This is a genomic window from Skermanella sp. TT6, assembly GCF_016653635.2.
GTDB classification, from domain to species: domain Bacteria; phylum Pseudomonadota; class Alphaproteobacteria; order Azospirillales; family Azospirillaceae; genus Skermanella; species Skermanella cutis.
Genome location: NZ_CP067420.1, coordinates 5,653,920 through 5,677,948 on the forward strand (window position 1 = coordinate 5,653,920; position 24,029 = coordinate 5,677,948).

The 24,029-nt window shown below is 65.5% G+C and carries 22 protein-coding genes and 3 pseudogenes; 17 read left to right on the top strand and 8 right to left on the bottom strand.

What is annotated here, in order from left to right:
- Positions 1 to 156: 156 nt before the first annotated feature.
- Positions 157 to 2,913, top strand: coding sequence for a cation-transporting P-type ATPase (locus IGS68_RS26330; RefSeq protein WP_201075698.1), 2,757 nt, complete (start codon positions 157 to 159; stop codon positions 2,911 to 2,913).
- A 56-nt stretch (positions 2,914 to 2,969) separates the two neighbouring features.
- Here the strand turns inward: IGS68_RS26330 and hemJ are convergent, their stop codons facing one another.
- The 3 genes from hemJ to hemE form a co-directional block, all read right to left on the bottom strand.
- On the bottom strand, positions 2,970 to 3,398 hold the full coding sequence (gene hemJ / locus IGS68_RS26335; protein ID WP_201075699.1) for a protoporphyrinogen oxidase HemJ: 429 nt from the start codon (positions 3,396 to 3,398) through the stop codon (positions 2,970 to 2,972).
- 10 nt (positions 3,399 to 3,408) lie between these two features.
- Positions 3,409 to 4,512, bottom strand: coding sequence for a ferrochelatase (gene hemH / locus IGS68_RS26340; protein WP_201075700.1), 1,104 nt, complete (start codon positions 4,510 to 4,512; stop codon positions 3,409 to 3,411).
- 65 nt (positions 4,513 to 4,577) lie between these two features.
- Positions 4,578 to 5,645: a uroporphyrinogen decarboxylase gene (gene hemE / locus IGS68_RS26345; protein ID WP_201075701.1), complete on the bottom strand. Its 1,068-nt coding sequence runs from the start codon at positions 5,643 to 5,645 to the stop codon at positions 4,578 to 4,580.
- 451 nt (positions 5,646 to 6,096) lie between these two features.
- Here hemE and IGS68_RS26350 point away from each other — a divergent pair, with 451 nt between their 5' ends.
- The 13 genes and pseudogenes from IGS68_RS26350 to tnpB (IGS68_RS36345) all read left to right on the top strand — a co-directional run.
- Positions 6,097 to 6,948, top strand: coding sequence for a pyruvate, water dikinase regulatory protein (locus IGS68_RS26350; RefSeq protein WP_201081693.1), 852 nt, complete (start codon positions 6,097 to 6,099; stop codon positions 6,946 to 6,948).
- Positions 6,945 to 7,568 carry a Maf family protein gene (locus IGS68_RS26355; protein ID WP_201075702.1) on the top strand — a complete coding sequence of 208 codons (624 nt, stop codon included), beginning with the start codon at positions 6,945 to 6,947 and terminating at the stop codon, positions 7,566 to 7,568. Before IGS68_RS26350 ends, IGS68_RS26355 begins: the two co-directional genes overlap by 4 nt.
- Positions 7,568 to 8,407 carry a shikimate dehydrogenase gene (locus IGS68_RS26360; RefSeq protein ID WP_201081694.1) on the top strand — a complete coding sequence of 280 codons (840 nt, stop codon included), beginning with the start codon at positions 7,568 to 7,570 and terminating at the stop codon, positions 8,405 to 8,407. The genes IGS68_RS26355 and IGS68_RS26360 overlap by 1 nt, the downstream gene beginning before the upstream one ends.
- Positions 8,408 to 8,413: 6 nt before the next feature.
- Complete coding sequence (gene coaE, locus IGS68_RS26365) at positions 8,414 to 9,064, top strand: dephospho-CoA kinase (protein WP_201075703.1); 651 nt, start codon at positions 8,414 to 8,416, stop codon at positions 9,062 to 9,064.
- On the top strand, positions 9,057 to 9,749 hold the full coding sequence (gene dnaQ / locus IGS68_RS26370) for a DNA polymerase III subunit epsilon (RefSeq protein WP_201075705.1): 693 nt from the start codon (positions 9,057 to 9,059) through the stop codon (positions 9,747 to 9,749). The genes coaE and dnaQ overlap by 8 nt, the downstream gene beginning before the upstream one ends.
- 10 nt (positions 9,750 to 9,759) lie before the next feature.
- Positions 9,760 to 10,029: a metallophosphoesterase family protein gene (locus IGS68_RS26375; protein ID WP_201075706.1), complete on the top strand. Its 270-nt coding sequence runs from the start codon at positions 9,760 to 9,762 to the stop codon at positions 10,027 to 10,029.
- A 180-nt stretch (positions 10,030 to 10,209) separates the two neighbouring features.
- On the top strand, positions 10,210 to 11,487 hold the full coding sequence (locus tag IGS68_RS26380; protein WP_201075708.1) for a tyrosine-type recombinase/integrase: 1,278 nt from the start codon (positions 10,210 to 10,212) through the stop codon (positions 11,485 to 11,487).
- The gene (locus IGS68_RS26385; protein WP_201075710.1) at positions 11,444 to 13,174 is read left to right on the top strand and encodes a hypothetical protein; all 1,731 of its coding nucleotides are present in this window, start codon (positions 11,444 to 11,446) and stop codon (positions 13,172 to 13,174) included. Before IGS68_RS26380 ends, IGS68_RS26385 begins: the two co-directional genes overlap by 44 nt.
- A gap of 12 nt (positions 13,175 to 13,186) precedes the next feature.
- The gene (locus IGS68_RS26390; protein ID WP_201075712.1) at positions 13,187 to 15,190 is read left to right on the top strand and encodes a hypothetical protein; all 2,004 of its coding nucleotides are present in this window, start codon (positions 13,187 to 13,189) and stop codon (positions 15,188 to 15,190) included.
- Between the two features lie 7 nt (positions 15,191 to 15,197).
- Positions 15,198 to 15,740 carry a hypothetical protein gene (locus tag IGS68_RS26395; protein WP_201075715.1) on the top strand — a complete coding sequence of 181 codons (543 nt, stop codon included), beginning with the start codon at positions 15,198 to 15,200 and terminating at the stop codon, positions 15,738 to 15,740.
- A 273-nt stretch (positions 15,741 to 16,013) separates the two neighbouring features.
- Positions 16,014 to 16,403: pseudogene (locus tag IGS68_RS26400) on the top strand (IS701 family transposase); the annotation flags it as partial.
- 145 nt (positions 16,404 to 16,548) lie between these two features.
- Entirely contained in the window at positions 16,549 to 16,959 is a 411-nt protein-coding gene (gene tnpA, locus IGS68_RS26405; RefSeq protein WP_201070912.1) for an IS66-like element accessory protein TnpA, read from the top strand.
- Positions 16,956 to 17,156: pseudogene (tnpB, locus tag IGS68_RS36345) on the top strand (IS66 family insertion sequence element accessory protein TnpB); the annotation flags it as partial. The gene tnpA (IGS68_RS26405) and the pseudogene tnpB (IGS68_RS36345), both read left to right, overlap by 4 nt.
- A 101-nt stretch (positions 17,157 to 17,257) precedes the next feature.
- On the opposite strand, the gene IGS68_RS26415 reads toward tnpB (IGS68_RS36345), so the two are convergent.
- From IGS68_RS26415 to tnpA (IGS68_RS26430), 4 genes are read right to left on the bottom strand one after another with little or no spacing between them, the layout of a single operon-like run.
- Complete coding sequence (locus IGS68_RS26415) at positions 17,258 to 17,827, bottom strand: YecA/YgfB family protein (protein WP_247880890.1); 570 nt, start codon at positions 17,825 to 17,827, stop codon at positions 17,258 to 17,260.
- Positions 17,824 to 19,392: an IS66 family transposase gene (gene tnpC / locus IGS68_RS26420; protein WP_201070909.1), complete on the bottom strand. Its 1,569-nt coding sequence runs from the start codon at positions 19,390 to 19,392 to the stop codon at positions 17,824 to 17,826. The genes IGS68_RS26415 and tnpC (IGS68_RS26420) overlap by 4 nt, the downstream gene beginning before the upstream one ends.
- 51 nt (positions 19,393 to 19,443) lie before the next feature.
- Positions 19,444 to 19,797 (bottom strand): IS66 family insertion sequence element accessory protein TnpB, encoded by a 354-nt coding sequence (tnpB, locus tag IGS68_RS26425; RefSeq protein WP_201070915.1) that lies wholly within the window; start codon positions 19,795 to 19,797, stop codon positions 19,444 to 19,446.
- Positions 19,794 to 20,204, bottom strand: a complete 411-nt coding sequence (gene tnpA, locus IGS68_RS26430; protein ID WP_201070912.1) for an IS66-like element accessory protein TnpA — start codon at positions 20,202 to 20,204, stop codon at positions 19,794 to 19,796. The genes tnpB (IGS68_RS26425) and tnpA (IGS68_RS26430) overlap by 4 nt, the downstream gene beginning before the upstream one ends.
- Positions 20,205 to 20,478: 274 nt before the next feature.
- Between tnpA (IGS68_RS26430) and tnpC (IGS68_RS26435) the strand changes: the two genes are divergently transcribed.
- The 3 genes and pseudogenes from tnpC (IGS68_RS26435) to IGS68_RS26445 all read left to right on the top strand — a co-directional run.
- The gene (gene tnpC / locus IGS68_RS26435; protein ID WP_201070909.1) at positions 20,479 to 22,047 is read left to right on the top strand and encodes an IS66 family transposase; all 1,569 of its coding nucleotides are present in this window, start codon (positions 20,479 to 20,481) and stop codon (positions 22,045 to 22,047) included.
- On the top strand, positions 22,044 to 22,613 hold the full coding sequence (locus IGS68_RS26440; RefSeq protein WP_247880890.1) for a YecA/YgfB family protein: 570 nt from the start codon (positions 22,044 to 22,046) through the stop codon (positions 22,611 to 22,613). The genes tnpC (IGS68_RS26435) and IGS68_RS26440 overlap by 4 nt, the downstream gene beginning before the upstream one ends.
- A gap of 92 nt (positions 22,614 to 22,705) precedes the next feature.
- Positions 22,706 to 23,611: pseudogene (locus tag IGS68_RS26445) on the top strand (IS701 family transposase); the annotation flags it as partial.
- Here the strand turns inward: IGS68_RS26445 and IGS68_RS26450 are convergent.
- On the bottom strand, positions 23,598 to 24,029 hold the full coding sequence (locus IGS68_RS26450) for a DUF4276 family protein (RefSeq protein ID WP_201075719.1): 432 nt from the start codon (positions 24,027 to 24,029) through the stop codon (positions 23,598 to 23,600). The pseudogene IGS68_RS26445 and the gene IGS68_RS26450 overlap by 14 nt on opposite strands.

Sequence of the window (24,029 nt, forward strand, 5' to 3'; positions counted from 1 at the left end):
TAGGCGCTCCGGTCCCGCCACGGCCACTGCGGCGGGTTGTCGCTGGGATGCCCGATGACGCAGGATTGCGCTCGTGATCCCGCCTGCCGAAACCAACTCTGGCATGGGAACAGCAACCGTGCCCCGGGCACGCAGCCAACGAACATGGAGGACATCATGACCGTCGATACCCGGTCGCGGCCGCAACCGGCACCGGCTCCGGACGGAACCGACTCCTCCGGCGTGCCGGAAGCCTGGCACGCCGTCGGCGCTCCCGAGGCGCTCCGCCGGCTGGGGACGGGCGAGCAGGGCTTGAGCGCCGAGGAGGCCGCCGCCCGGCTGGGCCGCTACGGGCCGAACCGTCTGACGCCTCCTCCCCGGCGAAGCGCCCTGGTGCGGTTCCTGGTCCAGTTCAACAACGTGCTGATCTATGTTCTCCTGGCGGCGGCGGCCATGAGCGCCGCCCTGGGCGAGCTGGTCGACGCCGCGGTGATCGTCGGCGTGGTGGTGATCAACGCCCTGATCGGCTTCATCCAGGAGGGCAGGGCGGAACAGGCGCTGGACGCCATCCGCGACATGCTGTCGCCGAACGCCGCCGTGATCCGCGACGGCCGGCGCCGGACCATCCCCGCCGAGGAGCTGGTGCCCGGCGACCTGGTCCAGATCGCCTCCGGCGACAAGGTGCCGGCGGACCTGCGCCTGATCGCCGCCCGCAACCTCCAGATCCAGGAATCGGCGCTGACCGGCGAGTCGGTGCCGGTCGCCAAGTCGATCGAGCCGGTGGCCGCGGACGCGGCGCTGGGCGACCGCGCCCCGGCGGCCTTCTCCGGCACGCTGGTGACCATGGGACAGGGGACAGGGCTGGTGGTCGGCACCGGCGACCGCACCGAGATCGGCCGGATCAGCACCATGATCGCCGGGGTCGAGACCCTGACGACGCCGCTGCTGGCCCAGATGGCGGCCTTCGGCCGGCTTCTCACCGTCGGGATCCTGGCGCTGGCCGCCTTCGCCTTCGGGGTCGGCGTCTGGCTGCAGGGTTTCGCCATGGACGACATGTTCATGGCCGCGGTCGGCCTGGCGGTCGCGGCGATCCCGGAAGGGCTGCCGGCGGTCATGACCATCACGCTGGCCATCGGGGTCACCCGCATGGCCCGGCGCAACGCCATCATCCGGCGCCTGCCGGCGGTGGAGACGCTGGGCGCGGTCAGCGTCATCTGCTCGGACAAGACCGGCACCCTGACCCGGAACGAGCTGACGGTCCGCCGGGTCGTGACATCCTGCGCCGCCTACGACGTGGACGGCATCGGCTACGAGCCGTCCGGCGGCTTCAGGCCCGACGGCGCGGCCGACGGTTCCCCCGCCGACCCCGGCGCCGATCCCGTCCTGGCGGAGATCGCGCGCGCGTCGCTGCTGTGCAACGACGCCTCGGTGTCGGAACGGGACGGGGAGTGGCGCCTGGAGGGCGATCCGACCGACGGCGCGCTGGTGACTCTGGGGTTGAAAGCCGGGCTCGACCACTCCCGGACCGGCCGGGACTGGCCCAGGATCGACGTGATCCCCTTCGAATCGGACCACAAGTTCATGGCGACCCTCCATCGCGGCGGCGGCGGCACGCGGATCTACGTCAAGGGAGCGCCGGAACGGATCCTCGAGATGGCGTCCATGGAGCGCCGGCCCGACGGCGACGCGCCGCTCGACGCCGCGGAATGGCACCGCCGGATCGAGGCCATGGCGGAACATGGCCAGCGGGTGCTGGGAATCGCGGTCCGGGAGGCCGCCCCCGACCAGCGGAGCGTGGAGTTCCCCGACGTCGAGGGCGACCTGACGCTGCTGGGGCTGGTCGGCCTGATCGATCCCCCGCGCGAGGAGGCGATCGAGGCGGTCAAGGCCTGCGCCGGCGCCGGCGTCCGGGTCAAGATGATCACCGGCGACCATGCGGTGACCGCCGGAGCCATCGGCGCCGCCTTCGGCTTGGGCGGAGCCCCGGTGCTCACCGGACGCGACCTCGACCGGCTGGACGAGCGCGGGTGGCTGGAGGCCGCGCGCACCACCGACATCTTCGCCCGCACCACGCCCGAGCACAAGCTGCGGCTGGTCGAGGCGCTCCAGGCCGACGGCGCCACCATCGCGATGACCGGGGACGGCGTGAACGACGCGCCGGCCCTCAAGCGGGCCGACGTCGGGATCGCCATGGGCAACAAGGGGACGGAGGCCGCGAAGGAGGCCGCCGCCATGGTGCTGGCCGACGACAACTTCGCCTCGATCGCCCGGGCGGTGGCCGAGGGGCGGACGGTCTACGACAACCTGCGCAAGACCATCCTGTTCCTGCTGCCGACCAACGCGGCGCAGGCGATGATCATCCTGGCGGCGATCCTGGCCGGGACCGTGCTTCCGATCACCCCGGTGCAGATCCTGTGGGTCAACATGATCAGCGCGGTGACCCTGGGCCTGGCGCTGGCGTTCGAGCCGAGCGAGCCCGACATCATGCGCCGGCCGCCGCGCGGCCCGGGCGAGGGCATCCTGACCGGCTACATGATCTGGCGGATCGTCTTCGTCATGGTCCTGCTGGTCATCCCCGCCTTCGGTCTCTTCCTGTGGCTGCAATCCTCCGGCGCGCCGCTGGAGCAGGCCCGGACCGTCGCGGTCAACGCGCTGGTGGTCGGCGAGATCTTCTACCTGTGGAATGCAAGGGCGATCATGAACCCGGTGCTGTCCGTCCGGGGCATCCTCGGCAGCCGGCCGGTGCTGATCTCCATCGCGCTGTGCCTGGCGCTCCAGCTCGCCTTCACCTACGTCCCGCTGATGCAGGACCTGTTCGGCACCGCGGCGATCGCCGGCATCGACTGGCTGATCCTCGCCGGCTTCGGCCTCGCCACCTTCCTCATCGTCGAGGCGGAGAAGGCCGTGGCCCGGCGGATCCTGCGGCGGGGATGAGAGTAGCGGCGGGAAAGCGGGGTCGGCATCCGCGCCCGTCCGGACGACGCCCCGCGTCAGAACGGCTTGACGATCACGAAGATGACGATGCCGATCATCAGCAGGGTCGGCACCTCGTTCATGATGCGGAAGAAGCGCTGGGGCCGCTGGTTGCGGTCCTCGGCGAACTTCCGGCGCCAGCCCGCCATCATCATGTGGATCGCGGTCAGGCCGACCACGAATGCCAGCTTGGCGTGGATCCAGCCCATCTCGAACCAGCCCGGGTTCAGCACCAGGAGCCAGATGCCGAACACGTAGGAGGCGATCATCGCCGGATTCATGATGGCGCGCAGCAGCCTGCGCTCCATCACCTTCAGCGTCTCAGAGGTGGCCGATCCGGCCGGCGCCTCGCAGTGGTAGACGAACAGGCGGGGCAGGTATAGCAGCCCCGCCATCCACGCGATGATGCTGATGACGTGGAGCGCCTTCACCCAATCGTAGAGCAATCCTCGACCCTCACTCGGCCGCCAGGGGGCGTTTGGCCTGCTGCCCGCCGACGGGGGACTGGCGGCTCGTCTGCTGGCGGGCGCGCTGCGGACAGCCCTGGAAGCCGTCGGGGCAGATCCGCCCTCCCGCCTGGGAGCACATCGCCACCTCGCCGGCCAGCGCGCGGCGCACCAGCCCGGCAAGGCCCTGGATGAAGCTGTCCTCGACCCCGACGGTCGGCACCCGGACGAAGTGGGGAACGCCCTTCTCGTGGGCCAGCTCGCGGTACTCGACCTCGATCTCGACCAGCGTCTCCGAATGCTCGGACACGAAGGCGATCGGGACCACCACCAGCGGCACCTTGTCGGCACCCGCCCTCTCGATCTCGGAATCGGTCGAGGGGCCGATCCATTCCAGCGGGCCGACCCGGCTCTGGTAGCAGCTCACCCAGTCCAGGCCCGGCATGTCCAGCTCCTGGACGATCGCCTCGGCCGTCCGCTCGCACTGCCACTGGTAGGGATCGCCGCCCTTGACCACCTTCTTCGGCAGCCCGTGGGACGAGAACAGCACCCGCGGCTTGCCGTGGGCCGCGGCCTCCGCCACGCCGCTCCGGATCAGCCGTGCGGCAGCCTTGATGAAGCCGGGCTCGGTCGGGTAGCAGCACACCGTGACCGTCGGCTTGTCGAGGCCGGCCGCCTTGGCCGCCTGGAACCACATCTTCTCGGACGAGGCCGTGGTCGTGGTGGAAAACTGGGGATAAAGCGGCAGCAGCACGACCCGGTCGGGATCGAACCGCCGCACCTGGTCGGCCGTCTCGTCGCTCATCGGGTGCCAGTAGCGCATCGCGATGAAGGCCTTGACCTCGCCCATGTCGGCCAGCGCCGATTCGATCGCGCGGGCCTGCGCCTGGGTGTTCTCCAGAAGGGGCGACTTGCCGCCCAGGATCTCGTAGATCTCGCCCGCCGGCTTGGCGCGCCGCTTGGCCAGCAGATGGGCGAGCGGCGTCCGGAACAACCCCGGGATCCGGATGATGGCCGGATCGTTGAACAGGTTGAACAGGAACGGTCGGACGGCTTCGGGGCTGTCGGGCCCACCCAGGTTGAACAGGACGACGGCGATTTTCTGGTTCGGCATGGTGGTGAAGCTGGTTGCATCCGGTTGATTTGTCCAGTCCCCAATGGGGCCGGGCATGATTTCGATCAGCCCTGACTTAGATCGGGCCAGGATTTGACCAGTGCGGCAAGCTGTCCGACATGCTCGGGCGGCGTCGTCTGGACAACGCCGTGACCCAGATTGAAGACGAACGGGCCGCCGGACAGGCTGCGCAGGATGCCGGCCGCGGCCTCGCGCATGGCGTCGCCGCCCGCCGCGACCATGATCGGATCCAGGTTGCCCTGCACCGGCAGCTTCGGCTGAAGCTCGGACGCCGCCCATTCCGGCGGCACCGTGGTGTCGAGCCCCAGCGCCGTGACGCCGGTCTTCTCGGCATATTCCCGGTACATCGCGCCGGCGCCGCGCGGGAACCCGATCACCGGGACGCCGGGATGCCGGGCGTTCAGCAGCTCGACCAGCCGGCGGGTCGGCTCGATCACCCATTTGCGGAACTCCGGCGCCGGCAGCACGCCGGCCCAGCTGTCGAACACCTGGACCGCCTCGGCCCCGGCCCGGACCTGGGCCGAGAGATAGTCCGCCGTCGTCCGCACCAGAAGGTCGATCAGGGCCTGGAAACCCTGCGGATCCCCGTAGGCGAACCGCTTGACGTGGGCATATTCCTTCGAGCCGCCGCCCTCGACCATGTAGCAGGCGACCGTCCAGGGCGATCCGGCGAACCCGATCAGCGCCGTCGTCTCCGGAATCGCGGTCGAGAGCCGCCGCACCGTCTCGTAGACGGGGGCGAGCCGGTCGTGGAAATCCCCGTCCGAGAGCCGGCCCAGCCCCGAGGCGTCGCGGATCGGGTCGAGCTGCGGCCCCTCGCCTTCCACATAGTCGAGCTTCTGGCCCAGCGCGTGCGGCACCACCAGGATGTCGGAGAACAGGATCGCCGCGTCCATGCCGTAGCGGCGGAGCGGCTGCAACGTCACCTCGACCGCCAGCTCGGGCGCGAAGCACAGGTCCAGGAAGCTGCCCGCCTGCGCCCGCGTCGCCCGGTACTCGGGAAGATACCGCCCGGCCTGACGCATCAGCCAGAACGGAGGCCTTGCCAGGGTCTCCCCGTTCAAGGCGCGGATGAACAACTTCTGCGAGCTTTCCAAGGTGCGAACTTCCATTCCGAGAGAAGGCGGGGCGGAAGGCCCGGAAAGCCTTATCCCCATTCAGGTCCAAGACACTCTTCTATCCTGATTCTTATTATAGAAGAAAGGTGGCTGTGGATGATCCCTGTGGAAACCGGTGATTACATTTCATCCCCATAATGATCCACAGGCTGTGGGAAGTCGGCCGGGATTTGTGGGCCTCTCCCGGATCGTTTGAGCGATTCCATCGGTAATGCTATAGACTCAACAACTCTGGGAGTCATGGGGATAACATGCACCGAATGGAGAGCTGTCCACGACTCTCACAGCGACCCATGTATTTATCCGCAGCGGGGGCAGGTCACCGGCTTTCCGGGGCATTACGATCATCGACGGGGCGCCATCAGGCATTGTCCCGGAAAAAGGCCGACTTATCCCCGGTAATCATCGAGATATACACAGGCTGACCCTTGGCATGAACTCAAGTCTGAAGCAGTTCCACCTGCATCTGGTGTCCGACGCGACGGGAGAGACGATCAACAGCGTCGCGCGCGCCTGCGTGGCCCAGTTCGACCAGGTCCAGCCGATCGAGCATTTCTGGAACCTGGTCCGGACGACGCGGCAGCTCGAGATGGTCATCGAGGGGATCAAGGATAATCCCGGCCTCGTGATGTTCACCCTGGTCGACGAGAAGCTGCGCCGCCGCCTGCAGGAGACCTGCCGCGAGCTCCAGGTGCCCTGCATCCCCGTGCTCGACCCGCTGATCAACGCGCTGGCGGCCTATCTCGGGCTGGAGAGCCAGAGCCAGCCGGGTCGCCAGCACATGCTGGACGCCGAGTATTTCGGTCGGATGGACGCGATGGATTTCGCGCTGGCCCACGACGACGGCCAGAGCACCTGGGACCTGCACGAGGCCGACGTGATCCTGATGGGCGTCTCGCGCACCTCCAAGACGCCGACCTGCATCTATCTCGCCAACCGGGGGATCAAGGCGGCCAACGTGCCGTTCGTGCCCGGCTGCCCGCTGCCGCCCGAGCTGTCCCAGGTCACGCGGCCGCTGATCGTGGGCCTGACCAAGGACCCCGACCGCCTGATCCAGATCCGCCGCAACCGGCTGCGGCTGCTGAACCAGGGCGAGGACACCGACTATGTGGATCCCGAGGTGGTCCGTCAGGAGGTCGCCGAGGCCCGCCGGCTGTACAGCCGCCACGGCTGGGCGGTGATCGACGTCAGCCGCCGCTCGATCGAGGAGACCGCGGCCGAGATCATGATGCTGCTGGCCCGCCGCCAGACCGGATCGCCCGCCGCCCGCGCCGCGCTGGAGAGCGAGAAGCCATGACGGAAGAGCCTGCCATCCTGTCCGAGCAGCCCGTCGTCCTCGCCTCCGCCTCCAGGGCCCGCCGGGCCATGCTGGAACGCGCCGGGGTCGCCGTCGTGGCCGAGGCCGCCGCGGTGGACGAGGAGGAGGTCAAGCACAGCTTCCGCGCCGCCGGCCTGAAGGCGGAGGAGGTCGCGGAGGCGCTGGCCGAGCTGAAGGGCAAGCGCATATCGTCGCGCTATCCCGGGGTCCTGGTGCTGGGGGCCGACCAGATGCTGGAATGCGACGGCGCCTGGTTCGACAAGCCGGCCGACCGGGCGGAGGCCAGGGCCCACCTGCAGGCGCTGCGCGGCCGCAAGCACCGGCTGGTGTCGGGCGTGGTGGCCCTGATGAACGGCCAGCGCCAGTGGCACCACGTGGACGTCGCCACGCTCACCATGCGCGACTTCAGCGACGCCTTCGTCGACCGCTATCTTGACGCGATGGGCGACGCCGTGCTGACTTCGGTCGGCGCCTATCAGCTGGAGGGGCTGGGAAGCCAGCTCTTCAACCGCATCGAGGGTGACTATTTCACCATCCTCGGCATGCCCCTGCTGCCGGTTCTGGATTATCTGAGACAGAGGCGAATCCTGGCATCATGATCCTGACAGCGAAGGCGGCGGTGGCCGGCGTGATGGGCTGGCCGGTAGGCCATTCCCGCTCGCCCCGGCTCCATGGCTGGTGGCTCGACCGCTACGGCATCGACGGCGCTTACATCCCCCTGGCGGTTCCCCCCGGCCGCGTCGCCGAGGCCGTCCGCGCGCTGCCGGCCCTGGGCCTGCGCGGCGCCAACGTGACCGTGCCCCACAAGGAGGCGGTGATCGCGGCCTGCGACCAGGTCGATCCGGTGGCCCGCCGCATCGGCGCCGTGAACACGCTGGTGGTGGCGGAGGACGGCACGATCGAGGGCCGCAACACCGACGGTTTCGGCTTCATGGAGAACCTGCGCGCCGACCGGCCGGACTGGCGGGCCGGCGCCGGCCCGGCCGTGGTGCTCGGCGCGGGCGGCGCCGCCCGCGCGATCCTGGTGGCGCTGGCCGACGCGGGAGCCCCGGAGATCCGCCTGCTGAACCGCACCCGCGACCGCGCCGAGACCCTGGCCGCGGAGCTGGGCGGCCCGGTCCGGGTGCTGCCATGGGAGGAACGCGCCTTCGCCCTGGACGGGGCCGCCCTGGTCGTCAACACGACCACCCAGGGCATGGGCGGCCAGCCGGCGCTCGACCTGGATCTCGGCCGGCTTCCGCCGGCGGCGCTGGTAACCGACATCGTCTATACCCCCCTCCATACCCCGCTCCTGAAGGCGGCGATGGAGCGCGGCAATCCCGTGGTGGACGGGCTGGGCATGCTGCTCCACCAAGCCCGCCCGGGATTCGAGGCCTGGTTCGGCCGGGTGCCCGAAGTCACGCCGGAGCTGCGCCGGTTCGTCCTGGAAGGCCTCTGACCGGCCATGATCGTTCTCGGCCTGACCGGTTCGATCGGCATGGGCAAGAGCACGGCGGCGCGGATGCTGAAGCGGCTGGGCGTCCCGGTCCATGATTCCGACGCGACGGTCCATCGCCTGCTGGGCCGGGGCGGCGCCGCCGTGCCCCTGATCGAAGGCGAATTCCCCGGCACCGTGCGCGACGGAGCGGTGGACCGCCAGGCTCTCGGCGCCGTTGTGTTCCGCGATCCCCAGGCGCTGCGCCGGCTGGAGGGGATCCTTCACCCGCTGGTCCAGGGTTCGCAGCGCCGGTTCCTCGGCCGGTGCGCTGCCCGGCGCGACCCGGTGGCCGTGCTGGACATCCCCCTGCTGTTCGAGACCGGCGGCGAGCGGCGGGTCGATGCCGTCGTCTGCGTCACGGCGCCGCCCGCGATCCAGCGCGCCCGCGTGCTGGCCCGGCCCGGCATGACGGCGGAGAAGCTGGCCGGCATCCTGCGTCGCCAGATGCCCGACCGGGAGAAGCGCCGCCGCGCCGATTTCGTGGTGGAAACCGGCCTCGGCCGGACCCGCACCTTGCGCGCGCTCGCCCGCATTGTCAGATTGGTCACAGGCCGGAGGTCCCGCGTCTGGCCGCCCCGCAGATACAGTCCCGTCACGGTGAAGCACTTCCATGCGTGAAATCGTCCTCGACACCGAAACGACCGGCTTCGATCCCCTGACCGGCCACCGCATCGTGGAGATCGGCTGCGTGGAGGCGATCAACTTCGTCCCGACCGACCGCTATCTCCACCTCTACATCAATCCGGAGCGCGACATGCCGCCGGAGGCCTTCGCGGTCCACGGCCTGTCGGAGGAGTTCCTCAGGGACAAGCCGGTCTTCGCCGAGATCTGCGGCCAGTTTCTGGACTTCATCGGCGATTCGCGGCTGGTCATCCACAATGCCGAATTCGACATGCGCTTCATCAATGCCGAGCTGAAGCGGCTCGGCATCCCGACTCTGCCCATGACCCGCGCGCTCGACACCGTGCAGATGGCGCGCCGCAAGTTCCCCGGCGCCCCCGCCAGCCTGGACGCGCTGTGCCGGCGCTTCAGCATCGACAATTCCAACCGCACGCTGCACGGCGCGCTGCTCGACGCCCAGCTTCTGGGCGAGGTCTATCTGGAGCTCCAGGGCGGCCGCCAGCCCGACCTCGTGCTGGCCGGCAACCGGCGCAATGCCGCCGGCGACGCCGAAGGTCCGGTCAAGATCGAGCGCATCCGCCGCGAACCGCGCCCCCACGCCCCGACCGAGGCCGAGCTGGAAGCCCACGGCGCCCTGCTCAAGCAGCTGAAGAACCCGATGTGGCTGGCCGGCGCGTCCTGAACGGGACCCTATGACCGTCTTCTTCACCAGCGACAGCCACTTCAACGACCATCGCGTCATCTTCATGTATGGCCGGCCCTTCGCCTCCACCGGCCCCATGGACGAGGCCATGGTCGCGCGCTGGAACGAGACGGTCGGCCCGGACGACACGGTCTGGCACCTGGGCGACTTCGCGGTCCGGCTGAACGAGCGCCGGGTGGACGACCTGCTGTTGCGCCTGAACGGCCGCAAGCACCTGATCGCCGGGAAATGTGAGTGTTTTAGCAGTCTCATTTTTTGATTTAGATAATGAAAATTCGAGATAAATATTATGATTTTACCAAATGATAAATTATCGATAGGCTACCTTCCTAAACCTCATTAACTCCTTTAGGTTCTTGTTTTGTTCTCAATCGCGACTCAAAATCGGGTGTGCCAGGAACGTGACTTGGACCCAGCATTGGAAGGGCGGAGGAACCGAGTGGAGATAGTGTTCACCCGCCGTAACATGCTCGAAAAGGATCTCGATCCAGAGATCCTCGGCCACGATTTTGAAACTATCTGGCAAACACAGCTACGGCCTATAGCGCTTCGAACGCTGGACGCCAGGGGGATCGACGATCGTGTTCCCTTTATCCTGGATGATCGGCTTAGCTGCGACGAAACGTTGTCTGGGGTCATGCTTGAGCTATCGTCCTTGATCGCTGGGCGCACGACAATGGAAAGTTATGCACGCCACGCCTTTCGCTTTTTGCGTTACCTCCAGCGCCGAAGCAAGACGCTATCAGAGTTAGACAATACGACACTCTCAGACTACAAGCGTTACCGACTTAAGACTGATGGGATTGAGGAGCGATCTTGGAATGCCGAGGCTGCAGCGTTGAAGCGCTTTTTCGACGCATGCGTACTGCGCGAGATACTCCCCCGCAATCCCGTAAATATGCCCCTGTTTGCGTGGGCGATCAGGAGCGCGGCTGCCGCACCGGAGAGAGCCAAGTTCATCACCCTTGCACAATTCAAGAAGTTTCGTGACGAGGGTCTCGCGCGGGGACGGTACGGGTCGCGTAACATTGCTTACGCCGACCTGCTCTTGACTACTGGATTACGGCTCGATGAGGGCAATGGATTCCGAGACAGTGATATCCCAAAACCCGCGGCGGCAATGCCACCATCAACGGGAAAAGGGTTCAACCATCGTGTTCGCCCCGAAGTGGCCAAAGGAAGCAAAGGCCGAAAGGTAAGGATCTCGCCAAAGTGCGAAAATAGCTTACTTTTTTATCGTGATCTTTTACGGGTTGACCAAGTGGCTCGCGGTAAACGGGTGGGTCTTTACGATAGGCCTCCTCACGAGTTTTGGCTGAACCAATCGAACTTACCGATGAGCGGAAACGGTTGGGAATTCGTATTCCGCAGAGCATCGCATTTGGCTGGAGTTGAAGCCACGCCTCATACTCTGCGCCATACTTTTGCTATTTATACTTTATCCAAGCTAATACAACACAACCATGAATCTGTAGCTAGAGCGCAAGAAGAGGCACGAAAGCTCACCAGCGAATGCGCCGGTTACTCAGCCAAAACCCTTTACGACACTATTCTCGGGGACCCACTACGCCGACTACAAAAACTTCTAGGCCATTCGTCCTATGAGTCAACTTTCATCTATATCGACCTTCTGGCCGAGGATTTTCCCATCGATGAGATCTTGGAAGTTTTCCATGGGGCAATCGATTCTGAAGTGGAATACGGCTGTGGTGAGTGATCACGCCCTTGCTCTGACCAAACGAGGTCGGAAGGCAAAACCGATAGATGTTGCGTCCTCCCATATCATCGGTAATCCGCACGAATTTCACGGTCTGGCGAATTGGGTGCTGCGGTTCGAAGACAGTGCAGGCAAGGTCGTAGATCTGAGCTGGGCATGGGCAGCGAACAGATCGAAGCTTGGGCATCTTTTCCTTCGGACGCTTTACGAGCTAACTGCACTTGGCGGACCTGTCAGATCTATCCACACTGCTCGTACTTGGCATAATTCAGCAAAGACTTTCTTTTTGTGGTTGAATGAAATTGATGTTGATCTCCAAATTGGAGTGCAGCGCCCGCTCGCGATGTGGATGTTCATAGCTTATAAGAGCCACATTGACGAACGCGTCGCGAACAAGAGTATCAAAAGCATCGTAGGATACCACAGAAAGCGCGTAATTACCCGCATCATTCAGCACATTCACAGTAAGCACCCTGAAGAACTCGAAGGTGAATGGTACAGTACTGTATTCCTGCTGGACCAGAAAGTGGATGATGCCGAGTCCCGTCTACCCTACAGCGTCAAAGAGGCCGGCCGCATACTCGACGCTATCTCGATGTTCTTGCGTAGCCACTTGGATAAGGATCGGGTTACCTCAACTTGGCCAGAGCAATGGCAACTCGACAGCCTGCGAGAACGTATGCTTATTACTGCTTTAGGCCTGACGCTTGGAATCGAGCCGGAATGCATAACTGGCCTTCAGGTCGAAAATATCACGGAGGTACGCAATAAGGTCCGGTTGCGTTATCGGAAGTCCCGCGCACCATCACATCCGCACCGCGTCAAACAGGCGGATGCTATAGATTGGGGCGAGACTATCGTGCCATCCGATACGTTCAAAACAGCAGGCGGTCTGCTCGCTTATGCTAAACGATTGGCTGTTGCCCGAGGCGTCACACAGGGCGCCCTTTGGACTAAGTCTTACGAGCAGAACGAATTTGAAACGCTATCTCGCTACCTTTGTAAGTACTACAACCTTAAAGGCGATGACGGCAAGAAACTTAGGATTGTCCGGGCGCGGCTTCGCACTACCTGGAAAACAACACGTCTTCTCAAATCGAACGGCAACTTAAGCCTTACGACAGATGATCACACTAAAGACGTAGGTGCAAAACACTACTTGGAAAACAAGGCACTTATTCCTGTATACGAACAAACCGTCGTCAATGCCGCCCGAGCTGCTCTCGCCCACGCCCTTGAGAGTAACATCAAGGTAGTCGATATTCCTGAGGATGCGCCGGCTGAAGCAGTCGCAGCGGCAGCCAAGAAAATCAACGAACCGCCTGAACAGGTCCGCCAAGCTCTGTCTGGCGCAACTGACGCATGGCTGGCATCGTGCAAGAACTTTTACAACTCACCCTGGGATGCGCCGGGAGATCCTTGCTCCAAGTCGTTCTGGGCCTGCTTCGAATGCCCAAACGCGCTTGTCACTCGACGTGTGCTCCCGCGCATCTTGCGCTACCTTGATCACATCACCGAACAACGAAGAGGTATTGCTGAGGCTGACTGGACAAAAAAGTTCAGCCTTGCTTATGCCCAGATCACTGAAGTCATTCTTCCGGCCTTTCCCGCGGGTGTGATTGGTGAGGCACGAGCCATTTCCGAAGGGCTATCAGGTTGTATTCATCTTCCTCCCGAACTGCTGTGACGTGAGGCTGAAGTGAAAGATACATACTTTTCATCTGCTGGCATCCCGGTTGCCGAAGTTGCTTCATCCTTGGCTGACCTTCGGGAAAAGACGCTTCTGCAACAACCCGAGAGAACGGAGGACATCACTAATGACACTCCCGTGCTATCAGGCATTCCAGGCGTCGCAAGCAAGTTCGGAGACGACGAGTGGGATCTGACGATGGCCGACTATGCGGATCGCCGCCGGCGTTTGCTGGTGCTCGACTTCCGATGGATCGCATCGCCAGATATCAAGCGTACCCTCAAAGAGCTTTACTACCACAGAATGAATACGCTTATATCTAATAGGGTTAAGTTCGTTTCCGCGGCGACCTGTGTTCAAGAACTTGGCTCGATGAAGCGGTTCATTCGGTGGTTAGCTCGCTACTATCCATTTGTTGAGTCGTTCTCGCATGTTACCCAGCCAATGGTTCATGCTTACCGAGTTTGGTTGCAGTACCCGAGTAATGCCGCTGCGTTCACAAGAGCAGAAGTCAGGAAAGCACGCGGCGACAAAGTTCATCCTTCAACCGTCTGGCAGCACCTAAAACCAATTTGGGCCCTCGACGCATACCGTTTTCACCTGAGCAGACCCATGACGTTCCGCCCCTATGGCGGCAAGCTCACGTCGCACCTCGTCGGCGTCGAGCCTAGAACTCGTGAAAATTCAACAGAAATCATCCCGGACGAAGTTCTGCATCCCATCATCGTTCATGCCTTGCGGTACGTGGATCGGTACGGAGACGACGTAGTGGCTCGGGTTGAGGCGTTTGAAGCTCACCTCGCGACGAGCGTCTATAGGCCTCGCGACGGTCTTGACTGGTCAACCGTGCCCAAAACTTTGATTTCGAATTGCCCGGACCTCGGCCATCCTTGGCGTGAACCCTGGTTGATAGAGCCGGCGGGCACGTACTCTCCCCGGTACGAAACGACTCAGGAGCTTCTGCACGTGACGGCCGCCTGCGCCTGCCTTCTTATGTACCTCAGCGGCATACGGCCTCTCGAATTAACGATGCTTCGCCGCGACTGCTTGCAGGCGGTAAAAGACCCGAAAACAGGCGACGTGATCCGCTGGAAGGTTATCGGCTTGCCTGCGAAAAAGCGTGTGCAAAAAGGAAAAAAGCCGAAACCAGTTGAATGGGTCATCCCGGAAGAGGCCGCTCGCGCCGTTATGCTGCTTCAACGAGCATGGGAATCCATGCGCAGGCGTCATGACGATGATCACCTTGTGCTCAACGCCCATGCGTTGGGCACCAAATCCCGAAAACATGGATTCCCGACTACGCCCCAGCGTATCCAGACAATGACTTACAGTTTTGCAAAAATGATCACAAACCGCTTCGGTGTCAAGGTGCCAAGCCATTTCACACCGTCCCAGTTCCGCCGCACCTTGGCCCGGCACATCGCCCGCGAACCTTTCGGCATCATTGCCGGCAAACTCCAATACAATCACGTAAAAACGATGATCTTCGAGGGGTACGCGGGCAGCGATGATGATGGCTTGCGCAATGAGATATTCGAGGAGAGAATCCTGGCCAACTTCGACCTTCTCGAGGAAATGGAGAAGGATGCCGATCAAGGCATCCATATTGGGCCTGGATCTAAACGGCTGGTCAGCACTTGGAAAGCCGCAAAAGCAGGAATCCAAGCTAAAATAGATACATCTCGCCATGAAATGGCCACGAATGGCGCACTACGATCAATTGCTTCAACCATTTACGTAGGTGCATTGAACCTCTGCAACTTCGATCCTATGACAGCTCTGTGTCTTCGACCGGAAGAGAAAGTGAACGCCAACGCGCCGGTGATGCCGTTTTGCGCGCCAGGAAAATGTCCAAATTCCGTGGTCTGCCGGAACCATATCCCAGCGTGGAAGGAAATGCGTGACGATGCGGTTGCGCTGCGTGATCAAGCCGGCCGCAGTGGTCCGCAACGCGCCAGCCTGACCAGGCAGATCCGTGAATACGATGAGATCATCATGAAAGCAGCCCCGTAACCGTCCGATGAAAATGAACCTTGAGGCTCGCGGAGAGATCATCCACCGCACCGAGCTCCGCGTCACCGAGCTAGAGGCCATTCCGTCGGAATGCCGCCGCAATAGGGAACGGAATGAACTAGCCCTACGCACCGCGCTGCTGCGCCTCATACGGAGCCGTCCCGTCAAGACTGATGGCGCCCTGACAAACGAGAACCTGGTCATCGAGTCTGGAGTTTCTCGTGCTACCGTCTACCGTAACGCTGAAATCATGTCGGATTGGAAGATCCTTGTAGAGACGATGCCAGGTTCTTCTACTCCGGGCTTGCGCGAACAGATACGCGACCTCAAAGTCACGATCAGCCGGCTGGAGGCGCAAATGTCGGAAGAGCGCCGACGGTTTCAGGCAGTTCAAGATATCCTGGTGCAGCGTCTTCAAGCGCTGACGCTGGCACTGGTCGAGGCACGGGACGGCTCAAAAGTCATGTCGGTAGGTGAACTCCGCCGGAAACGTCGGGTTGCACAGGAAGAATACGAAACCAAATCCGGACATTCCGGTGGGGATATTTAACTCACGGGAGAATTTGCCTGCTTCATTGTGCTACCTCTGATAAGCATAGGGTCTCACAAACTCCCCAATTGATTTCTGCCGATGCACAGCCAGCACTCGACATTTCTTGGAACAACAAACGAGATTTCATCTGCGTGTCTCCGGTTACGACGGAACATCGAGCAGCGAAACAGCCCTCGTTGGTTCCACTACGATAAGCCCTGCTAGTACTACAGCCGGGATAGATTGGCGTCAGGATTGTTGACCTAGCGTTCCGACTGATGGGGGCGCAGCATGACGACGGTTACGGAAGCAGCGAGTTGGTCGAGCGGTTTGGACGCTGTTGTGGAACGGATCGGGCGCCGGTTTTATCGACGTGAGGCCCGGGAACGGGCACGGCGCTATCTGGCCGGTCTTCTTGCGCCCTTGGAACGGAAGAACGGCTGGCATCTGGCGGAAGCCGCCGGTGATACCAGTCCGGACAGCGTCCAGGACTTCCTGGCGCGCATGCGCTGGGATGCCGATGCGGTGCGCGATGACCTGCGCGCCTATGTCGTCGAGCATTTGGGCGACCCCGGTGCCGTTGTGGTGCTCGACGAGACCGGCTTTCTCAAGAAGGGCGAGCACTCCGTCGGAGTGCAGCGTCAGTACTCCGGGACTGCCGGACGCATCGAGAATTGCCAGACGGAGGGCGGTCCGAAGGATCGTAAGCGATGCGAGTGCACCCTTCTTCCCGGAACCGGGTCTGTGAGCGAGATTACGCGCGGGTTCACGGAGCACGGAGGGGGCGATGGAGGATGGCGTCAGGCTTCATCCCAGGCTTGAAGCCATGGATGAAGACGGGCCGTATCGGCGGGTCGAGGTGATCACGGGACGGTGTCAACGGCGCGTGTGGACGGCACAGGAGAAGGCGCGCATCGTGGCGGAGAGCGCGGTGCCGGGCGCCAACATCTCCGAGGTCGCGCGGCGGAACGGGGTGAACCGCGGCCTGCTCACGGTCTGGCGCCGGGAGGCAGGTGCGGTCCCGGAAGCGACCCCGGCGCAGACGCCGCTGTTCGTTCCGGTCACGGTGGTCGAGGAGCCTGCGCCCGCTCCTCCGCGGGACCGGCGTCAAGCATCCCGGGAGACGGCGCCGGGCCGGATCGAGATGGATCTGCGCAGCGGGCGGCTGGTGTTCCACGGCGCCGTCGATCCCGGCCTCGCCGCGGCGGTCGTCGCGGCCGCCCGAGGGCGGGGATGATCACGCCGCGTCCCGGCCTCAAGGTCGTGCTCGCCACGCAGCCGATCGATTTCCGCAAAGGGGTCCACGGCCTGGTCGCCCTGGTGGCCGAGGCGCTGAAGGCGGATCCCTACTGCGGTGACGTCTTCGTCTTCCGCTCCAAGCGCAAGGACCGGCTCAAGCTCCTGGTTTGGGACGGTAGCGGATTGATCCTCGCAACGAAGTGGCTGGAGGACGGCGGATTCCCCTGGCCGCCGGTCCGGGACGGCGCGGTCCGGCGTAAGCGATGCGAGCGGACCCTTGGCCTTTGGCTGCGTGATCACCGCATGGATCGGTTGCGGCGGGCCTTGAAGTGTTCGCGCAACTCCAGGATGGCCTTGGCTACGGCCGGGACGTCGGCCTCGGCGATGGCCGCCGTGCCGAACAGCACGGGGCCCAGGGCCTGGAACGGAGCATGTTCCGGTTTGCCCGGGTTGGTCACGCTCTTCCAGGCGCGCGGCGCCAGCCGGGTGGCCACCAGGAACCCGAGGGACCAGAAGATCGGGTCCAGCCCTCCTGCGTGGTGCGGCGCCAGATGCGGCCGGTACAGGCCGGGGAACTGCGCCATCGTCTCCGACAGGCGGTTATGGTGGTCCGCCACGGCCTGGACGGCCCGGTGCTCCCGGCTGCTCTCCGCGGCGAGCAGGGCGTGGTCGCCCAGCAGGTCGCCGAGCCAGATCCGCGGATCGAGGAACTTCGGCCCGATCAGCACGGCGGTCAGGTAGCCGTCGAGGCCGTCCAGCCGCGACACCGGCGCCGCCCGGCCCCGCTGGTACGCTTCGAGCTCCTCCGCGTCCTGCATCGCCCTGGGCGCCGCCGGTCCGGTCTGCGCAGCGGGCTCGGCCGTCATGCCGCCCGGACCGTCCCGGCATCGGCGCCCCGCTCGGCTTTCCATGCCCACGGCAGCAGGCGGTCGAGATCGTTGGCCTTCACGGCACCCGACACGATGCGCTCCAGCACGTCGGCCAGGTAGGAGAACGGGTCGAGGCCGTTCAGCCTGGCGCTGTTGATCAGCGAGGCGAGGATCGCCCAGTCCCGGCCGCCCGCCGCGGAGCCGGCGAACAGGGCGTTCTTGCGGCCCAACCCGATCGGGCGCATCAGTCTCTCCACGGTGTTGGTATCCACCTCGATGCGGCCGTCCTCGAGGAAGGCGACCAGCCCGTCCCAGTGACCCAGGGTGTAGGAGATCGCCTTGGCCAGGCTCGACTGGCCGGAGATCTCCGCCCGCACCGCCATCAGCCGGACCTTCAGAGCTTCCAGGATCGGCCGGGACCGGTCCTGCCGGACCCGCAGGCGGGTCTCCGCCGTCGTGCCGCGGATGCGTGCCTCGATGGCGTAGACCTCACCGAGGCGCCCGATCACTTCCCGCGCCACCTCCGACCGGGTCGTCCTGAACACCGCCACGAACTTGCGGCGGGCATGGCTCAGGCAGAAGACGAGCCGGATCGTCGCCCGCCTCCGGCGGCGGACAAGCGCCTTGTAGGCCACATAGCCGTCCACCTGGAGAAGCCCGTCGAAGCCCGCCAGCTGGTCCTGGATCGCCGCCGTGTCCCGCCCCTCGGCGAACACGTAGCCGACCGCCGGTCGGGCCGGTCCCTGCCAGGGGCGGTCGTCCACCGCCTGGGCCCACAGCTGGCAGATCCTGGTGCGGCCCCGTCCGGGATCCAACCGGGGCAACGGCGTCTCGTCGCAGAACACCCGCTCCTGGGATCGGATGTAGAGCAGCAGCCGCTCGTACAGCGGCTTCAGCCACCACGCCGCCCGGCGAACCCAGAACACCAGCGTCGTCCGGTCCAGCGCGATGCCCTGGCCGGCGAACATCCGGGACTGCCGGTACAGCGGCAGGTGCCAGGCGAACTTCGCCACCACCACGTGGGCGACCAGCGCGGTGGTGGCCATGCCGCCGTCCACCACGCGCGGCCTGGCGGCGGCCTGGACCAGGGTGCCGCGGCAGCATCGGCAGGCATACTTCGGCCGGATGGTGCGCAGGACGCGCACAAGGGCCGGGATCACGTCCAGCGCCTCGGCGACGTCCTCGCCGATCCGGTGCATCGGCCCGGCGCAGCACGGGCACGCGGTGCTCTCCGGCTCGATAGTCGTCTCGACCCGCGGCAGATGCCGGGGCAGAGCGCCGACATTCCGGTTCGCCGGACGGCGCGGGTGCCGCCCCGGCTTCCCGGACGTGCGGTCCGCGTTGTCGTTGGCGGCCGGAGCCGCCTCGACGGCGAGGTCGCCGAGATCGAGGACGCCCTGCTCCGGGTCGATCATCGCGGCCCTCTCCGACTTCGCCCCGAAGATCATCGCCTTCAGGGTCTTCACCTGCGCCTGCAGATCCGCGTTCCTGGCCTCCAGATCACGGATGATCCGGACCAGTTCGGCGGGGTCTGCGGGGAGCGGGTCGGGAGGCTCGGCCATGCCCCGGAGCATACCGCAAAAGCCGGCAGCATCCCAGACGGATCAACGCCTTCAGCCCATCCACCGGGGCGTCTTCACGGGTGGCGGCGCGGCCGCGCGCCACTCCAGTCCGTCGAGCAGCAGCGCGAACTGGACCGCGCTCAGCCGGACCGCGCCGTCCCGGACCGGCGGCCAGGGGAATCCGCCGTCCTCCAGCCACTTCGTTGCGAGGATCAATCCGCTACCGTCCCAAACCAGGAGCTTGAGCCGGTCCTTGCGCTTGGAGCGGAAGACGAAGACGTCACCGCAGTAGGGATCCGCCTTCAGCGCCTCGGCCACCAGGGCGACCAGGCCGTGGACCCCTTTGCGGAAATCGATCGGCTGCGTGGCGAGCACGACCTTGAGGCCGGGACGCGGCGTGATCATCCCCGCCCTCGGGCGGCCGCGACGACCGCCGCGGCGAGGCCGGGATCGACGGCGCCGTGGAACACCAGCCGCCCGCTGCGCAGATCCATCTCGATCCGGCCCGGCGCCGTCTCCCGGGATGCTTGACGCCGGTCCCGCGGAGGAGCGGGCGCAGGCTCCTCGACCACCGTGACCGGAACGAACAGCGGCGTCTGCGCCGGGGTCGCTTCCGGGACCGCACCTGCCTCCCGGCGCCAGACCGTGAGCAGGCCGCGGTTCACCCCGTTCCGCCGCGCGACCTCGGAGATGTTGGCGCCCGGCACCGCGCTCTCCGCCACGATGCGCGCCTTCTCCTGTGCCGTCCACACGCGCCGTTGACACCGTCCCGTGATCACCTCGACCCGCCGATACGGCCCGTCTTCATCCATGGCTTCAAGCCTGGGATGAAGCCTGACGCCATCCTCCATCGCCCCCTCCGTGCTCCGTGAACCCGCGCGTAATCTCGCTCACAGACCCGGTTCCGGGAAGAAGGGTGCACTCGCATCGCTTACGGTCCGGCTGAGCGCGGTCCAGTTCGCGCTGCTGCTCGACGGACTGGAGTGGCGCGCGGCCGCGCCGCCACCCGTGAAGACGCCCCGGTGGATGGGCTGAAGGCGTTGATCCGTCTGGGATGCTGCCGGCTTTTGCGGTATGCTCCGGGGCATGGCCGAGCCTCCCGACCCGCTCCCCGCAGACCCCGCCGAACTGGTCCGGATCATCCGTGATCTGGAGGCCAGGAACGCGGATCTGCAGGCGCAGGTGAAGACCCTGAAGGCGATGATCTTCGGGGCGAAGTCGGAGAGGGCCGCGATGATCGACCCGGAGCAGGGCGTCCTCGATCTCGGCGACCTCGCCGTCGAGGCGGCTCCGGCCGCCAACGACAACGCGGACCGCACGTCCGGGAAGCCGGGGCGGCACCCGCGCCGTCCGGCGAACCGGAATGTCGGCGCTCTGCCCCGGCATCTGCCGCGGGTCGAGACGACTATCGAGCCGGAGAGCACCGCGTGCCCGTGCTGCGCCGGGCCGATGCACCGGATCGGCGAGGACGTCGCCGAGGCGCTGGACGTGATCCCGGCCCTTGTGCGCGTCCTGCGCACCATCCGGCCGAAGTATGCCTGCCGATGCTGCCGCGGCACCCTGGTCCAGGCCGCCGCCAGGCCGCGCGTGGTGGACGGCGGCATGGCCACCACCGCGCTGGTCGCCCACGTGGTGGTGGCGAAGTTCGCCTGGCACCTGCCGCTGTACCGGCAGTCCCGGATGTTCGCCGGCCAGGGCATCGCGCTGGACCGGACGACGCTGGTGTTCTGGGTTCGCCGGGCGGCGTGGTGGCTGAAGCCGCTGTACGAGCGGCTGCTGCTCTACATCCGATCCCAGGAGCGGGTGTTCTGCGACGAGACGCCGTTGCCCCGGTTGGATCCCGGACGGGGCCGCACCAGGATCTGCCAGCTGTGGGCCCAGGCGGTGGACGACCGCCCCTGGCAGGGACCGGCCCGACCGGCGGTCGGCTACGTGTTCGCCGAGGGGCGGGACACGGCGGCGATCCAGGACCAGCTGGCGGGCTTCGACGGGCTTCTCCAGGTGGACGGCTATGTGGCCTACAAGGCGCTTGTCCGCCGCCGGAGGCGGGCGACGATCCGGCTCGTCTTCTGCCTGAGCCATGCCCGCCGCAAGTTCGTGGCGGTGTTCAGGACGACCCGGTCGGAGGTGGCGCGGGAAGTGATCGGGCGCCTCGGTGAGGTCTACGCCATCGAGGCACGCATCCGCGGCACGACGGCGGAGACCCGCCTGCGGGTCCGGCAGGACCGGTCCCGGCCGATCCTGGAAGCTCTGAAGGTCCGGCTGATGGCGGTGCGGGCGGAGATCTCCGGCCAGTCGAGCCTGGCCAAGGCGATCTCCTACACCCTGGGTCACTGGGACGGGCTGGTCGCCTTCCTCGAGGACGGCCGCATCGAGGTGGATACCAACACCGTGGAGAGACTGATGCGCCCGATCGGGTTGGGCCGCAAGAACGCCCTGTTCGCCGGCTCCGCGGCGGGCGGCCGGGACTGGGCGATCCTCGCCTCGCTGATCAACAGCGCCAGGCTGAACGGCCTCGACCCGTTCTCCTACCTGGCCGACGTGCTGGAGCGCATCGTGTCGGGTGCCGTGAAGGCCAACGATCTCGACCGCCTGCTGCCGTGGGCATGGAAAGCCGAGCGGGGCGCCGATGCCGGGACGGTCCGGGCGGCATGACGGCCGAGCCCGCTGCGCAGACCGGACCGGCGGCGCCCAGGGCGATGCAGGACGCGGAGGAGCTCGAAGCGTACCAGCGGGGCCGGGCGGCGCCGGTGTCGCGGCTGGACGGCCTCGACGGCTACCTGACCGCCGTGCTGATCGGGCCGAAGTTCCTCGATCCGCGGATCTGGCTCGGCGACCTGCTGGGCGACCACGCCCTGCTCGCCGCGGAGAGCAGCCGGGAGCACCGGGCCGTCCAGGCCGTGGCGGACCACCATAACCGCCTGTCGGAGACGATGGCGCAGTTCCCCGGCCTGTACCGGCCGCATCTGGCGCCGCACCACGCAGGAGGGCTGGACCCGATCTTCTGGTCCCTCGGGTTCCTGGTGGCCACCCGGCTGGCGCCGCGCGCCTGGAAGAGCGTGACCAACCCGGGCAAACCGGAACATGCTCCGTTCCAGGCCCTGGGCCCCGTGCTGTTCGGCACGGCGGCCATCGCCGAGGCCGACGTCCCGGCCGTAGCCAAGGCCATCCTGGAGTTGCGCGAACACTTCAAGGCCCGCCGCAACCGATCCATGCGGTGATCACGCAGCCAAAGGCCAAGGGTCCGCTCGCATCGCTTACGAAGGATCGAAGGCGAAGCCTTCGAAGGCCGTAGTCCGAGCGAGACTTGCGAGCGACGGTCGGCGTGTTCCTCGGTTACGCCGGCCAGCACGGCTACGCGCTGATCGATCGCGCCTTGTACCTGCCGCAGGCCTGGGCGACCGACGAGGCGCGCCGCCGGTCCGCCTGGGTGCCCGACACGGTGGCCTTCGCCACCAAGCCGAAACTGGGCCTGGCGATGCTGGAGCGCGCCCTGGATGCCGGCGTGCCCCGCGCCTGGGTAGCGGGCGACAGCGTCTATGGCGCCGACAGTGCGATCCGGCGCGCCCTGGAGCGCCGCCGCATCGGCTACGTGCTGGCCGTCACCAGTGGACAGCGCCTGTGGCCGGGGACGGTAAGTGATTGGGTCGAGGAGGTGCCGGCCGATGGATGGCACCGGCTCAGTGCGGGCGACGGCACCAAGGGACCCAGGCTGTACGACTGGGCCTGCCTTCCCTTCCGCGGCGCCCCGGAGGGGTGGCGGAAGGGACTGCTGATCCGGCGGCGGCTGGGTGATGGCGAGTTGACGTTCTATCTGACCTGCGCTCCGGACGGCACGACCCTGGCCGATCTGGTTCGCGTGGCTGGCGCGCGCTGGACCATTGAAAGCAGCTTCGAAATGGCCAAGCAGGAGGTCGGGCTTGACCAGTACGAGGTTCGCTCCTGGACCGGCTGGCACCGGCATATCACCTTGGTCCTGCTGGCCTTCGCCTTTCTCACCGTCGTGCGTCAGGCGGCGATCGGGGGGAAAGGACCCGGCCGACTTGATGGCCGACCTTCTACCCCTGACCGTGCCCGAGATACGTCGCCTGCTTCATTCCCTCGTCTCCCAAAGCCCGCGCGACCCCGGAACCGCTATCGCTTGGTCACTCTGGCGAAGACGCCACCAGCAAAGGGCTCGACGCAGTCACTGGAAACGACGAACCTCAATCGAAAGTGAACGGCTGTAGTACTAGATCGCGGGCGACTCCCTGCTGACCACCGAGCGATGCAATGGCGGCAATGAACCAGGTTTCGAATTCCTTGTTGGCGAGCACGACCAGATGACTGACATCACGCCTGACCCGTCTCGCCCTTTCCAGGAGATGCGGCCCCAGCGTCGCCGGGCACCATTTCGCATCGTCGCAATCCAGCAGGATCAGGACATGGCCTCCCTGCGGAGCGGCCTTGGCAGCCGCCAGGGCGACATGCTTGCGGAAATAGACGTCGTCGTTCAGGAAGGATCCGCATTTGACGCGGATCGGCGGGTTCACGCGCAGGGGAACATTCGACATATGGTGCGCTGCCATCCTGTGCAGCAGCACGGGTACGGCTTCCACTTCCCCATGTCCCTCGACGATCGGCGCGATGAAGACCAT